General features: G+C 46.4%; 17 protein-coding genes. 8 read left to right on the forward strand and 9 right to left on the reverse strand.

Annotated elements, in window-relative coordinates:
- Positions 1-43 precede the first annotated feature (43 nt).
- From FSU_RS01965 to FSU_RS01980, 4 genes are all read right to left on the reverse strand, one after another.
- Positions 44-1642 carry a GGDEF domain-containing protein gene (locus FSU_RS01965; protein ID WP_244263696.1) on the reverse strand — a complete coding sequence of 533 codons (1599 nt, stop codon included), beginning with the start codon at positions 1640-1642 and terminating at the stop codon, positions 44-46.
- Positions 1643-1774: 132 nt separating this feature from the next.
- A complete protein-coding gene (locus FSU_RS01970) occupies positions 1775-2266 on the reverse strand; it encodes a dihydrofolate reductase (RefSeq protein WP_012819865.1) in 492 nt (163 codons plus the stop codon).
- Between the two features lie 8 nt (positions 2267-2274).
- Complete coding sequence (locus tag FSU_RS01975; RefSeq protein WP_012819866.1) at positions 2275-2736, reverse strand: 23S rRNA (pseudouridine(1915)-N(3))-methyltransferase RlmH; 462 nt, start codon at positions 2734-2736, stop codon at positions 2275-2277.
- Positions 2737-3465: a metallophosphoesterase family protein gene (locus FSU_RS01980; protein ID WP_012819867.1), complete on the reverse strand. Its 729-nt coding sequence runs from the start codon at positions 3463-3465 to the stop codon at positions 2737-2739.
- 69 nt (positions 3466-3534) lie between these two features.
- Here FSU_RS01980 and FSU_RS01985 point away from each other — a divergent pair, with 69 nt between their 5' ends.
- From FSU_RS01985 to FSU_RS02000, 4 genes are all read left to right on the forward strand, one after another.
- The gene (locus tag FSU_RS01985) at positions 3535-4167 is read left to right on the forward strand and encodes an FKBP-type peptidyl-prolyl cis-trans isomerase (RefSeq protein WP_012819868.1); all 633 of its coding nucleotides are present in this window, start codon (positions 3535-3537) and stop codon (positions 4165-4167) included.
- Positions 4167-4856 carry a ribose-5-phosphate isomerase RpiA gene (gene rpiA / locus FSU_RS01990; RefSeq protein WP_012819869.1) on the forward strand — a complete coding sequence of 230 codons (690 nt, stop codon included), beginning with the start codon at positions 4167-4169 and terminating at the stop codon, positions 4854-4856. Before FSU_RS01985 ends, rpiA begins: the two co-directional genes overlap by 1 nt.
- 138 nt (positions 4857-4994) lie before the next feature.
- A complete protein-coding gene (locus FSU_RS01995; protein WP_012819870.1) occupies positions 4995-5849 on the forward strand; it encodes an alpha/beta hydrolase in 855 nt (284 codons plus the stop codon).
- A 37-nt stretch (positions 5850-5886) separates the two neighbouring features.
- Positions 5887-7206 carry an SPFH domain-containing protein gene (locus tag FSU_RS02000; RefSeq protein ID WP_012819871.1) on the forward strand — a complete coding sequence of 440 codons (1320 nt, stop codon included), beginning with the start codon at positions 5887-5889 and terminating at the stop codon, positions 7204-7206.
- 131 nt (positions 7207-7337) lie between these two features.
- Here the strand turns inward: FSU_RS02000 and FSU_RS02005 are convergent, their stop codons facing one another.
- Genes FSU_RS02005 through FSU_RS02015 form a run of 3 tightly spaced genes read right to left on the reverse strand, consistent with a single transcriptional unit; the run spans position 7338 to position 10085 of the window.
- Complete coding sequence (locus FSU_RS02005; RefSeq protein WP_012819872.1) at positions 7338-7991, reverse strand: hypothetical protein; 654 nt, start codon at positions 7989-7991, stop codon at positions 7338-7340.
- Positions 7984-8769 (reverse strand): HD domain-containing protein, encoded by a 786-nt coding sequence (locus FSU_RS02010; RefSeq protein WP_244263697.1) that lies wholly within the window; start codon positions 8767-8769, stop codon positions 7984-7986. The genes FSU_RS02005 and FSU_RS02010 overlap by 8 nt, the downstream gene beginning before the upstream one ends.
- Before the next feature lie 32 nt (positions 8770-8801).
- Positions 8802-10085: a BspA family leucine-rich repeat surface protein gene (locus FSU_RS02015; protein ID WP_244263698.1), complete on the reverse strand. Its 1284-nt coding sequence runs from the start codon at positions 10083-10085 to the stop codon at positions 8802-8804.
- Between the two features lie 105 nt (positions 10086-10190).
- Between FSU_RS02015 and FSU_RS02020 the strand changes: the two genes are divergently transcribed.
- The 3 genes from FSU_RS02020 to FSU_RS02030 all read left to right on the forward strand — a co-directional run bounded on the left by FSU_RS02020 (position 10191) and on the right by FSU_RS02030 (position 12161).
- Positions 10191-11507 (forward strand): right-handed parallel beta-helix repeat-containing protein, encoded by a 1317-nt coding sequence (locus FSU_RS02020; protein ID WP_012819875.1) that lies wholly within the window; start codon positions 10191-10193, stop codon positions 11505-11507.
- 113 nt (positions 11508-11620) lie between these two features.
- Complete coding sequence (locus tag FSU_RS02025; RefSeq protein ID WP_012819876.1) at positions 11621-11902, forward strand: type II toxin-antitoxin system RelB/DinJ family antitoxin; 282 nt, start codon at positions 11621-11623, stop codon at positions 11900-11902.
- A complete protein-coding gene (locus FSU_RS02030) occupies positions 11895-12161 on the forward strand; it encodes a Txe/YoeB family addiction module toxin (RefSeq protein ID WP_012819877.1) in 267 nt (88 codons plus the stop codon). The genes FSU_RS02025 and FSU_RS02030 overlap by 8 nt, the downstream gene beginning before the upstream one ends.
- A gap of 57 nt (positions 12162-12218) precedes the next feature.
- Here FSU_RS02030 and FSU_RS02035 read toward each other — a convergent pair whose 3' ends face one another.
- Positions 12219-12848, reverse strand: coding sequence for a hypothetical protein (locus FSU_RS02035; RefSeq protein WP_012819878.1), 630 nt, complete (start codon positions 12846-12848; stop codon positions 12219-12221).
- A 293-nt stretch (positions 12849-13141) separates the two neighbouring features.
- Positions 13142-13360 (reverse strand): hypothetical protein, encoded by a 219-nt coding sequence (locus tag FSU_RS02040; RefSeq protein ID WP_012819879.1) that lies wholly within the window; start codon positions 13358-13360, stop codon positions 13142-13144.
- Between the two features lie 32 nt (positions 13361-13392).
- Here FSU_RS02040 and FSU_RS02045 point away from each other — a divergent pair, with 32 nt between their 5' ends.
- On the forward strand, positions 13393-13740 hold the full coding sequence (locus FSU_RS02045) for a hypothetical protein (protein ID WP_012819880.1): 348 nt from the start codon (positions 13393-13395) through the stop codon (positions 13738-13740).
- The last annotated feature ends 15 nt before the right edge of the window (positions 13741-13755 follow it).

The following is a 13755-nucleotide window of genomic DNA, read 5'->3' on the forward strand; positions in this document are numbered from 1 at the left end:
TGGCAGAGCTTAGTTGGCAGATTTTCAAAGATCTAGGTTCTAATTATGCCATTCGCTGTTGCTTAGAGGCTAGCTTCATAGCATACATGTTTGCATCAGCCATGCGGTAAACGTCCATTGCCGTCACGGCATCACCGCGACGGCGCACAGAATAGCCATAAGCGACATTCAATTCAATCGGCAACTTGGCATCTTTTTCCAAGAGCACCATCGTCTTCAAAGCGGTATTCAAATCCGAGAGGTGTTCTGCACGGACAATCGCCACAAACTCGTCACCGCCCATGCGGATTGTAGTCCCGATGCCGTTAAACGCGTTCTTGAACACATCGGCAAAGGCGCACAAAAGCTTATCACCAGTTGAATGCCCAAAGTGGTCATTCACATACTTGAGGCCATTCACGTCAATACTCACGATAGCATAGTCGCTATCATCGCGGTTGAGCACTTCAAAAATGTGTTCGCACTTTGCGCGGTTATAAATGCCAGTCAAGGCATCGCGATAAGCAATCTGGCGGAGCACTTCCTTTTCAGTCTTGTCCATGAGTTCCTCGTACATGTAGACGAGATAACCCACCATCAAAAACAAGATGAACAATAAAGTTCCGACCGGGAGGCAAGTCGCATCCAAGAAGGATTTTTCCAAGCCGAACAAGTTCTGCACATTATAGCGGAACAAATCGGCAATGCCAAACAGCACAAACACCACCGTTCCCGACGCAAGAATTTTCTCTTGCATTCCGGCACCGCGGTCATAAAGGACCTTGAAGAACACCATGAACAGGAACGAAACAAAGATATAGCTATGGTAAATGAGCAAGAACGTCGGGTAATGCGCAATATCGGTCACATGCAAAATCGTCGTCACCAAGAAGAACAGCACACCAAAGCCGACAATGACTTTCAGCACGTTCAACTTCCAGGTCGAAATCTTGCCCGCACGCATATTGATAATCAAAAGGCCAAACGGGATTGCTGCAAGGTAAAGCGAAACGTATTCCAACGTCGTATCCAGCGCATAGTTCGTGGAAACAATCTGGATACCCTTCGCGTAATTCAGCGTCCAAAGTCCCATCAAACCAGCAAACAAGCCAATCAGAACAAGGCGGTAATAAGCCCTGTCAAAGCCGACGGCACAGCAGCCTGTAATAAAGGCAATCATCCCGAAAAACATTAGGAATATGCCAATGGTAATGGAATCAGAATTTTGCGAAAAATAGTCTGTCATGCTATTTGAACGCAAAAGTTCAATCTGCGTCACAGATTTTGCGGCCGCTTTTTCAGTCACAATCGTCACCACGCGGATGACATGGTCGTCAAGAAATTCCGGCATATTTACAAGGTGGATGCCGCTACCGACCAGTTTTCCCGCTTTAAAGCGCTCAAAGCCATAACGATAATAGCAAACGCTATCGACATAGACAGCTACAGCAACGTGATACGCATGGAAACGGAGCGTTGTCGGCAAGGGAATCGAATCATTCCGCATGTCGCGCTCGTAGATGATCGTATCGCCGGGCTGAATATTTGAGGGAACTCGGAAATCAGAGACATGTTCCATCGGCGGGAGATGAATGCCGCCAAAAGAAATGGACCAGCCATCGTTAAGAGCGATGACATTGTTGCACGAACCATGACGGCACATGCCGTTAAAACTGACTACAAATAGAACAACAATTACAGCGGCAACCACTGCAATGAGAAGTCTAAGTATTTTCTTTCCATTCCTCAACAACATCTCTAGTATATAATAAGTTATTCTAAGGGCGATAGAACCTTATTTTTTTCGTACCCAAATTTCAAAGGTTGTCGGGAAGTCGTTTTTTTCGTCTGCCGGGAAGGATTCTGCGCTCTCTTTCTGGAACTTATCGTTCCACTCCGGGAAGAATACATCGCCTTCCACGTGCGACAAAACTCTCGTCAAATAGAGCTTTTCAACCAGCGGCATCGCTTCGCGGTACACGGCAGCACCACCGATAATGAAACATTCCGTCTCACCAGCAGCGCGGGCGGCCTCGATAGCCTCACCGAGCGAAGAGCAGACAATGCAGCCCGGGGCCTGGAAATCCTTGTTGCGGGTGAGCACGTAGTTCGTGCGGTTCGGAAGCGGGCGGCCGATATCGTCGTAGTTCTTGCGACCGAGGATGATAGCATGCCCCGTAGTAATCGCCTTGAAGCGCTTGAGGTCAGCAGAAAGGTGCCACGGCAAGTGACCGTCACGCCCGATGACATTGTTTTCAGAAACAGCAACAATTGCAGAAATTAACATCTCTCGTCTCATCGGTGATGATATGGGTGGTTTTGCATGACCATCTGGACGCGGTAGAGCTGTTCCACCGTAATAATCCTGGCGTGGTCGTGGGTAAAAGTCAACGGAGAAAGGCTCAAGAGCAAGTCGGCGGACTTTTTCAAGTTCTCGTCGATGCCGTACGCGGAGCCAATCAAAAACACAATATTTCCCGTAAAGCGGGCCTGTAACGTATCGGCAAGCTTTACCGTCGTCATGAGCTTGCCCTCTTCGGAGAGGATCACTCGGCGGAACTCGTTACGCGGGAATTTTTTTTCGAAAAGAGCGGCTTCTTGGGCAAGCGCCTGGGCATGGTCGTCAATTTTCGATTCCTTGAGCTCCACCACTTCCAGTGGCATCGCGGAACCGCGCAAACGCTTCACATACTTTTCCACCTCGTCCGCAATGAACGGGGAACCTGCCTTACCAAACACCGCCAACACCCACTTCATCTAACGCCCCACCGATAGTCGGTCAATCAAAAACGAGGGCATCCCCTGCTTTTTCATGCGGTTCTGCGTCTCACGAATGTCGTATTCCACTCGAATGAGCCGCACGCACTTGGTCTCGGTATCGAGCAGACACCAGCAGGCTCTCGGGTCGCGGTCGCGGGGTTGACCCACACTGCCGACGTTCACCAGCAAACGTTCGGTATTCGCAATCACGTACTCGTACTCGTCCAGAATCTTCGGGATCGCCAAGGGGCGGCTAGCAATGATGACCGGGCTATGCGTATGCCCCACAAAGCAGTAGCGCTCCGAGAAATGGTCAAAAGCGTTCAGCGCATCCTCGAGATCGGTCACATAGACCCAATCTGCCGGAGACAAGGGCGACGCATGCACAAAGCAGATATCGTTTTCTTCCTGGATGTACGGGAGCGAGCGGATATACGTCACGGACTCCTTGGAAAGGTTCTTCTGGGTCCATTCAATCGCCTGCTTCGCGTACGGGTTGAACCCGGCGCTGGATTCGTACCGGACCGCCACGCTGTCGTGGTTCCCGATCAGGCACACATCCATGTTCTCTTTAACCAAATTGACGCACTCATCGGTATCGACGCCATATCCCACAATATCACCAAGGCATACTCTCCGTTCCACGCCATTTTCGCGCATGGACTGGAGCACAGCCTCAAATGCGGTGGCATTGGAATGGATATCTGAACAAATACCGTAAAGCATGTCCGTAATTTAGAAAAACAATTTAATATAAGTGGCGAAATTGACCAATTTTACTACATTTGGGCATGTATGGTAGTCATTCAAGACAAGATGAAGGTGAGCATAGCCTACACCCTCAGAGAAGGCAAGCGAATTCTTGAAGAAGTTCCCGCCTCCCAACCGTTCGTGTACATCCACGGATACAACAATATCATTCCCGGACTCGAAGACGCATTGACGGGGCGTCGTCTGGGCGAAAAGTTTACGGTGAGCATTCCGGCAAATCTCGGTTATGGAGAATATCGCAAGGACCTTATCCTCACGGTCCCGAAAGAAGAACTCCGCGACGTCGGAGAGCTCTGGCTCGGCATGGAACTCGAAATGTACCAGGATAACGACATGCGCGAATTCCAGTTGCCGGACACCGCCGAGGAATTTGTAAACGACTTGAACCTGGATGGCGATGACGACCAGTGCGACGGCATTTACACCATCAAGGAAATTCTCGAAGACACCGTGATTGTGGACGGGAACCACCCGTTTGCAGGCAAGGACTTGATTTTTAACGTCGAAGTTGTAGACATTGTCGAAGCAAGTTTCACCGAACAGGAGTCCGGCTTCCCGGATGAAGACGAATTTAACGACGGATACGATAACTACGACAGTTACGACAATCGCATGGGCGACGACAATTTTGATTCAAACGAAAGGAGATGGCGCTAATGGCATCGATGGACGAACTCAAGAAGGCTGCAGGCGTTCGCGCCGCAGACATGATCAAGGACGGAATGATTGTCGGTCTCGGCACTGGCAGCACGGCAGCTCACATGGTGAACCGCCTCGCTGAACGCATCAAGACCGAAGGCATCCACGTGACGGGCGTTTCGACCAGCTGGAGCACGACGCTCCAATGCCGTAGCCTCGGCATCCCGCTCAAGGAAATGGGCGAAGTCAGCCACCTCGACATGGTGATTGACGGTGCAGACGAAATCGACCCGAACCGCAACCTCATCAAGGGACGTGGAGCAGCACACCTCCTCGAAAAGATTGTAGCCTCCATGACGGACAACTATGTGATTATTGCAGACTCCGGCAAGGCTGTGCAGCAGCTCGGCACCAAGTTCGCCGTCCCTCTCGAAATCATCCCGGGCGCTATCGCCGTCGTCACAGAACGCGTGAAAAAGCTCGGTGGCGAAGTCAAGGTTCGCATGGGCGCTCCTGGCAAGGACGGTCCGGTGATTAGCGACAGCGGTAACCTCATCGCCGACGCGAAGTTCGCCCCCATCGCAGACCCGGACAAGCTAGCCCGTGATCTGGAACACATCGTGGGTATCGTCGGACACGGCCTGTTCATCAACATGGCAACGAAAGTCATCCTCGCTGACGAAGCCAAGGGCCTGATTGAATTTTAGCGCCTTTGGCACAGTTACTAGTCAATAGTTACTAGAATTGTCGCCCCGCACACTGTTGCGGGGTCTTCTTTTTTTTTACTTGAGTTTACACGACAGAAAAAGTATATTGTCGAGAACTCTGGTGTAATTGCCCCTCGTATGAAATTTGCAAAGATATTCTTGCCCTGTTTACTGCTCGCGCTCGTAGCGATTGTCTCTTTGGTGAGCGTCGACAAGCGCCCCGTAAAAGAATACCAGATCAAGGGCATGCACGTTTACGAGATGGCGGCCGCAGACGAAACCAAGCCCGTCATCCTCTACCTCCACGGAGGTGGCTACAGGCAAGGCATAACGCCATCCCACTGGAAAATTCTTTCTGAAATATCAAAGGCAACAGGTTGCGGTTTTGTCATGCCGGACTACCCCCTTTTGCCGGAACATACGGCGCTCGAAGCCCATACACTCGTATTAAAGCTCTACAGCGAACTCTTGAAACGCTTCCCCGCAAGCAAAATCATCATCATGGGAGACAGTGCCGGTGGCGGATTCTCGCTTGCGCTCGCCGAAGAAATCCTAGAGCAATCGCTCCCCTCGCCCATGCACCTCATCTTAATTTCACCCTGGGTCGACATCACTGGTGGCGACGAATCCATAGCAGAATACGACAACTGGCTTCATATCGACGAACTACATCAATTTGGTCTATCTTGGGCTAACGGCATGGATGCGCACGCACCGATGGTATCGCCAATCTACGGCAACATGCAAGGGCTCCCGCCCACCGACATTTTCGTCGGCACTTGGGAAATTTTCTACCCCGACATCATCAATTGCAGTGAAAAAATGAAGGCCGCAGGCGTATCCGTCACGCTCCACGTTGGCGAAGAACTGGGACACGTGTTCCCCCTCTACCCCGCACCCGAAGGCGAAGAAGCCCGCCAAACGATTGCAGACATTGTCAAGAGCAGCACCGAAAGAACGACGGCGCTCTCCCTGACAAGCCTTATGCAATAACTATATTTGTTTGCATAAACTAAAGAAGGAAAAAACAATGGAAACAGAATCCAAATTACAGCCCAAAGTGCAACCCAAATTTCAGCTTCCCAAAAAGAATTACACAAAAGCAATCATTGTCGCGGTCATCGTTGTTATCGCTCTTATTTTGCTCAAGTGCAATATCGGTTACAACAGTGCAACGCAGCTTCTCGTGAAACAGTCTCCGTTCGGAACACTCTCCTGCATCGACCACGCCGGTTTTTACTTCAAGGGATTTGCAAGCATCTACTCTTACGACAGAACCAAGGACTTCTACTTCAACTCCTCTACCGATAAGGTAAAGGGCGAAGGCTGGGAAGGCGGCGACGATGACGAAGACGATATTTCCGTTACCTTGTCCCGAAACGCAAACGCCGAAATCAGCGGCTACCTCAAATACCAGCTCCCGACGGACTGCGAAGACCTCGTGAAAATCCATCGCGAACAGCGCTCCGACAAAAAACTCAAGCATGACCTTGTCCGTAACTCCGTGCTCTCGGCTGTTAGAAAGACCGCACCGCTTTTCACTGCTGAAGAAGCCAAGGTGACAAAGATTGCCGAATTCAGAAGAATCGCCGAAGACCAGCTCACCGAAGGCGAATACCTCACCACAATCGAAGTGCTCACCGAAAAGGCCGGCGAAGACGATTACGATTCTGAAGGCAAAATCATCAAGAAAGCCGAAACGCAAGAATACAAGGTCACAAAGCTGAAACTCGATAAGAACGGCAACCGCATCTTGACAAAGCCCTCGGCACTCCGTCTCTACGGCATCAGAGTGGTGCAATTTGAAATCCAAAACGTTCGCCTCGATCAGAAAGCTCAACAGCAGCTCGACATCGTGAAGGACCGCGAAATGAAGCGCGTGTCTAACGCAACGGCTGCAGAAACGGCAAAGCAGGCCGCCATCACCGCCGAAGCCGAAGGTAAGGCTCGCATCGCCCAGGCCAAGGCCGACCAGGAAGTGGAAAAAATCAAGGCTGTGACGCAGGCTGAAAAGGAACGCGACGTGGCCGTTCTCCAAGCTCAGAAGGAACAGGAAGTCGCTCGCCTCGAAGCTCTAAGAGCTCTCGAAGTCGCTAAGAAAATCAAGGCCGAAAAAGAAGCTGAAGCTGCAGCAAACAGAGCACTCGTCAGCGCCGGTTTGACTCCGCAAGAACGCGCCGAATGGGATTACAAGACCAAGGTCGGTGTTGCTGAGGCTCTCGCCAAGTCCGCACATCCGCTCGTCCCGGAAATCATGATGACCGGCGACTCCAAGGGTGGCGCAAGCACTGCCATGGACGCAGTAGGCTTGAACATGCTCATGGGACTTACCGAAAAACTGTCGAAGTAAGTGCTAGTTAGTTAAGATAGGCGGCTTCGCCGCGAAGAACGTCACCCCGGCCAGTTGAACTGCACCGGGGGTGTTTTTTGAGGGGCTGTTTTTCTGTCTGTTTTTTTTGGCTATTTTTACACAAATGACGACTATTTCACATACAGAATCGTCGGGTTATCCTTATGGATGTCAAAACGCGGCAAATTGATGTTATTTTCCGAGCAAAATGATTGCCAAAGTTCATCCATTCTTGATGTATTGAACGGCTTCGCAATCAAGTGAAACCCGTTTTTCGTCTGGATTTCTACAATATCATTTGCCGACTGAAAAGGTTCACACTTTTCAATCATTTCACGAACCGCCTGCTTATATGGAACAAATTCCGCATCTACATCGACAATCCAGGTTTTTGATTTTCCCGCAGCATTTGCACGACCAGCAGCTCGTGCCACCAAATGAAGCGGCGGAGCAAACGTTTCACCAGAGCAGATTTCTTCGGTGATGTGCTTAAAAATGATCATCGAAATATCCTTGAACGTCCGCTTGTTCAAACGGATGTATGCCCGCACATTGAACACTTCGCAAATCGTCTTGATTTCCTTTTCGACATCGTCAAAATGTGCTAACGACGAAATAAAGTAGTCCTTGATAGAGCGACTATGCATATTGCCGTGATACGCCGGATCTGGAACGCCTCCAATTTTTGGATCGTCACTTTGCCTACGGAGCAGTTGAACGTAATAACAATCGCCAGGACTTTCGAACTTGAGCATCGAACGGATAATTTTGAAGTTATCAACCATTTGAACCTCCTATAGTTTTGATGGCGGCACGAATTAAACTTTCTTTGGAGAGGACTCCCCCATTGATTTGCATTTTATGGCAAAAAACGAGAGCATTTTCCACGCGAATATCATCCCACTTTTGCGAAGCAAAATCATCCGCTTCGACAATGGCGACAGGCATTTCATTTTCAAGACACTCTGCAACAATAGGGCGTTTCAAGATTTCTTCAAAGTCATCATGAGGCTTGCCCTCAGCGTCCAAAGTCGCTTTGCAATCGGCACAAGCAAGGTGTCGCAGCCGCCCGAACAACGGATGCTTTACCAACTGCCAAATATCATACTTAGAACGCATCACCTTTAAATCCAAAGCTTTCATGTGATTGCAAATAAGCCAAAGAACCTGTTCACGGATTTTTCGGTCAAAATTCATCTTCACAAGCCATTCCAAAGCAATGCGAGCACCTTCAATTTCGTGCCCTTGCATATTCTTACCGTTGTTGCGTTGTAAAGCATCTTTCTTCCCTACGTCATGAAGCAAAGCAACAAGCACATCCATCCAATCATGTTCTTCAGCAACAACATTCTGTATCACAAGTTTCGTATGTTCCCAGACATCGCCTTCACTATGGAAATTCTTGTGTTCGCAACCAACCATATAGCGATCGATAAATTCAAAAAATTCATCCTTATGCAATTGGATTTCCGCAATGGGATTGGACGAGGAGAGGATATTTTCTATTTGGCGAAAATTATTCTGCATAACAATCCATTCACAATCTAAAACAAACTGGTACAACGTTTATTTTCAAAAATTGAGTAATCAAGAAATCACCATTCATCATATTCATTTGGAACATCCCAATGCGAGATATCTCCTGTGAATTTTGAATTTTTAAACATGTCTATATTATATTCTAAGCTTGCAATATCCCATGATGACAAATCTCCGTCAAAACAAGAGCCACTGAACATTTCAACCATGTTGGTAACATTTGCAACATTCCACCGAGAAATATCTCCGTTGAATTTGGAATTGCTAAACATTCCGCTCATATCCGTCACATGAGAAACATTCCATGATGACAAATCTCCATCAAAGCAGGATCCGCTAAACATTTCTGCCATATTAGTGACGTTTCCGACATTCCACTGAGAAATGTCTCCAGTGAATTTTGAATCCTGGAACATTTTGCTCATGTCCGTCACATGAGAAACATCCCATGATGACAAATTTCCATCAAAGTAGGAACCGCAGAACATTTCGAACATATTTGTAACATTGGCAACATTCCACTGAGAAATGTCTCCGTCGAATTTAGATTTATAAAACATCCGCCTCATGTTTGTAACGCGAGAAACATTCCAATTAGAAATATCGCCATTAAAACAAGATCCACAAAACATGGCATACATGTTTTGAACATTGGATACATCCCAATTGGAGATTGATGTATTAAAGGTAGTGCCAGAAAACATACCACTCATATCCGTCACATGAGAAACATCCCAATTGGAGATATCACCATTAAAAGGAGAACATGAAAACATCTCACTCATTTTTTTCACATTTGAGACATTCCATCGCGATAAATCATCGTTGAAAGCAGAGTCTTCAAACATATGACTCATATCTTCCACATTTGAAACATTCCAACAAGAAATGTCGCCTATGAATTGAGATTTGAAAAACATATAGCCCATGTCTTTCACATTTGAGACATTCCAGTGAGAAATATCACCATTAAAGTCACATTTCCAAAACATTCCCCTCATATTCGTGACGTTAGATATATCCCAGTTGGAGATATTCCCGTTAAATGACGAATAAAGAAACATATCTTTCATATCGGTCACATGAGATACGTCCCAGTTAGAAATATCGGCATTAAAATCAGCTTCCCAAAACATACCCCTCATGTTCGTCACTTTTGAAACATCCCACTGAGATATATCGCCTTTGAACGAAAGGTTCATAAAAAGATAACTCATATCCGTCACATTAGACACATCAATAAAATTAAGGCTGCATTTATCACCTTCTTGATTGATGGTTTGGATGATAATATTTTGCAGTTCATGTTTATTGCGGACAATGATTTTAGCAGCCATCATTTACTCCTGATAACAGTCTCTTTAGATTTTTGATTAAAAATATAGATTTCGACAATGACATATTATGACATCTCATTTTATTAATTTTTAAGAAAAGGAGCCATTATGATTGAACGCATACAAGATTTATCAGAGGTTATTGCGGGGCAAGGAAGTTACCCCCGTAAGCCATTTTTATCTTGCCAAAACATTTCGTACGACGAACTCGTCGCTATTTTGGATGATGCCCCAGAATCGCATTCCGCTAATTTTATTTTTCAGCCTAAAAATTTGACCTTCGCCTTTCCGTACAATCGAGGCAAACAATGGCTCCGTGAAATCAAAGATATTTTACTATTGAATTCCGCAGAAGTCGGGCAAAGTCTTTTTCCTAAACTTTACCGTTTTGTCAAAGGCTCCGAAGTTAAAATCCGAGGAAAAATTTTTATCAAGACAAAATGCGCAAACCGTTTTTCTCTCGAGGAATTGACAGAAATATCACGCAAGATTTTAAGCAACTATATCATTCTCCCACAAAAATTCTGTTCGCTAGATATTAGTTGTAAAAGAAATGAAGATATAACCGTCGAAATCGGCAGAATACAGATTCCAAATTATTCGGGGATTGGTTTCTACATTCATTTTAGTCTTTCTTGTCAATTACACCGAGTTCAAACAGCTAAACCTTTAGAATATTTTTCAGAAATGCACGAAATCCGCATAGGAGGCTTTGGTCACAATACTTGCGGTAGAAACGGCATTTTCTTTGTACTTGTACAACTGTTTGAATACGGGAACACGCTTACAGAGATTCCAAAAGACATTGAAAATTCATTACTCGGATCTGAAAATCCTTGCGAAAACTATTGGAGTAAATTTCACAAGCAATATATTGCTACAGATTTTTTACCTGCATTTATAAAACAAAAATCAAAGATTTTTTCAGCAAGACAATCAAACGAAACAAGTACTTCTGGAGATTTCATTTACCATGACAAATTCGGCTATGGTCAAATTCTAAAGAAATACGAAGAAAAAGGAGATAAAAGAATTGATGTTCTTTTCAGCGACACTATTACTAGAACATTAATCTTGAAATATGCTAACGAACATCTCAAATTCACAACCAATCAATACCATAATCAAGAATTCAATGAAGATGTTCACATTTCATCAGAAAATCCAATTTATGTGAATTGCACATTCAACAACGGCGTTTTTATTGAAGGAAATGTATACCCTATTTTTATATCTTGCTCATTTTATGGTTATGACAGCGCAGGCGTGCAACTTTTAAATGGTTCTCAAGGATTTTTTTACAATTGCAGGTTCAACCATACATTCCCCTATATTTCGCCAAATATGAAAAATTGTTCTTTCGAACCTAACGCAACGAAAGATGAATTTAGAATCGGTGGATGCAATATAGACACCAACAAATAATTCAAAACACTGCTAAATTACGCAATTTGCACGATTTCGCACATATTAGAATTCAATCTATTGCATTCTGCATTACATTTTTATACATTAAATAGTATAGAAAGGAGCGTCTTATGGCACAGGCAACAGTTTCTGCACGAATCGACAGCAAAGACAAAGAACGTTTTGACGAATTCTGCAATAACGTTGGTTTGTCCGCATCCGCAGCCATCAACATGTTCATCAAGAGCGTCATCAATGAACATCGCATTCCCTTTGAAGTCCGCGAACCCATAGCCCGTTACAACGCAAAAGCAAATGACATCGAGGCCCTCAAAAAAGGCATCGAACAGCTCAATGCCGGGAAAGGTATTGTGAAAACACTAGAAGAACTAGAGGCAATGGAAAATGGCTAAAATCGCATTTTCCGAACAAGCGTGGCAAGAATATCTCTACTGGCAACTACAAGATAAGAAAACACTCAAAAGAGTCAACCAACTGCTTAAAGACATCGAGCGAAACCATTTCGAAGGCTTAGGCAAGCCTGAAGCATTGAAAGGAAACCTCAGCGGATTTTGGAGTCGACGAATTGACGATGGCAATCGGCTAATCTACAGAATTAATGGTGAATTTATCGACATTCTTTCTTGCAAAGGTCACTACGAAAACGTTTAGCATACAAAAAAATCCCAGTCCGGTTGGACTGGGATTTTTTGCAAATTCTCGTGAGAATTAAGCTTCTTCGGAGAGTTCCGGAGCCTTCTTGATCACGTTGCGGCGACCATAGCGGACCTTGGACGGATCAAAAGCGGTTTCTGCAGCAGCTTCTGCCGGGGCTTCAGCAACCGGAGCGACCGGGGCAGCTTCGACAGCCGGAGCGGCCGGAGTTTCAACCGGAATGCGCGGAGCGAGCGGGCGACGAGCTTCGGCGACCGGAGCTTCAGCAGCCGGTGCAACCGGAGCGGCCTGTTCTGCAGCAGCAACAGGAGCTTCAGCGTTAGCTTCACGATGCGGGCGTTCCGGGCGGCGTTCGCGGCGCGGGCCACGTTCCGGACGCTGTTGTTGTTCATTGCGATCACGCGTTGCAGGGGCATGAGCCTGAGCCTGCTGCTGATTGCGGTTGTCCTTATTATTGTTGTTCGGACGTTCCTTGTTCTGGCGATTTTCCTTATTGTTGCCACCACGCTGAGCCATTTCCTGTGCGCTGATCGGGCGACGGGCGGACGGCTTCAAGTTCATGTCCGGGGTGAGCTTCTTGAAAATCGGGGTACGAAGCATCGTGAGAAGCTTATTAACCTTAACAAGGATAACAATGCACAGAATCACTGCGAGGAGTGAAAGTGCGAGAGCGATTATTTCCATGTGGGCACCTCATAAAGTAAGGGTTGAACCACACGAGCAGGCTGGAAAATAACCTGCAAGCGGGGTGACTGGAATGTGTGGGTTAATTAAAGACCATCTTACTAGCGCCTCCTTGGAGACTTGACGGTCGCGGGGGCTTCACGTGGGAAGCAAAAATGGTTTTCGCCGTGGCGACAAACCGGGGCCAGTCACGAGCGCAAATTTAACAAATTTTTCGTGCAGAAAATCGGTTTATTGTAAGAAAATGAGAGAAAATTGTATGTTTTTTTGAGCACATGCGCCCAAAGTTTCTCTTATTTCATGTCCAAGGACTTGAGCGAGTGATCCACGGCCTTGTTGTGGGCGTTCAATGAATCCAAAGTAGCCTTGAGAACAAGGACTTGACGTGCCAGACGGGCGTTTTCTTCGGTAAGAGTTGCAATTTTGTACTCAGCCTCCTGGTTGGAGCAGCCCGAGAATCCAAACATTGAAATGCAAACTAAAGACGACAAAATAAGGGATTTCTTGAACATACCGCAAAATTAGATTATTTTTTGAGGGAATTATGACAGTCGGACAAAAATGGTTGAAATTTAAACAGGATGGCTATTGCGGTTCTCTTACGATCCGTAGCCGTTCCGAGCAATCATTCGAGAGCGATACGGGCTATAACGACAAGCATATCCACAATGCAGTCCTTGAAATGGATCCGGAATACACTTACGTGAAAGTCATCCACGAGGGTTACAAGGGTTCACAGGACATACCTACTATTGAACTTGGGAACGATGCGGCGCAAAATCAGGACACGCTCGACAACGCCATCCTCGATGGGCTTGCCCACTTGCGCATTTTCCGTGAAGCCAATACCGGCGCCATTGTGCAATTCGGCTACAATTTAGACGAAGTGTAAATTCTATTTTTGCGG

Source organism: Fibrobacter succinogenes subsp. succinogenes S85 (assembly GCF_000146505.1).
GTDB lineage: Bacteria > Fibrobacterota > Fibrobacteria > Fibrobacterales > Fibrobacteraceae > Fibrobacter > Fibrobacter succinogenes.